We start from the raw sequence: 312 nt of genomic DNA, 5'->3' as shown, positions 1-312 counted from the left end.
CTCTGCCAGCCTTTGTTTACCTGATCCCAGCCGTGGCCTTCTTTGGTATCGGGATGGTCCCTGGTGTCTTGGCATCTGTGATCTTCGCAATGCCGCCGACAGTACGGATGACCAGCTTGGGTATCCGTCAGGTCCCAGCAGACTTGATCGAAGCTGCCGATTCATTCGGTTCGACTAGCTGGCAAAAACTGATCGGACTACAATTACCGATGGCTAAGACAACGATCATGTCCGGTGTCAACCAGACAATGATGCTTGGACTTTCCATGGTCGTTATTGCATCGATGATCGGTGCGCTTGGTTTGGGTACGC

General features: G+C 52.6%; 1 protein-coding gene. It reads left to right on the top strand.

The window, feature by feature from the left end:
• Positions 1-312 (top strand): ABC transporter permease subunit (locus tag FC65_RS11275; protein WP_156408660.1); only part of this gene is annotated, 312 nt, incomplete at both ends.

It is taken from the genome of Ligilactobacillus acidipiscis DSM 15836 (genome assembly GCF_001435755.1).
GTDB classification, from domain to species: domain Bacteria; phylum Bacillota; class Bacilli; order Lactobacillales; family Lactobacillaceae; genus Ligilactobacillus; species Ligilactobacillus acidipiscis.
This window is presented reverse-complemented; position numbering and strand designations above follow the sequence as displayed.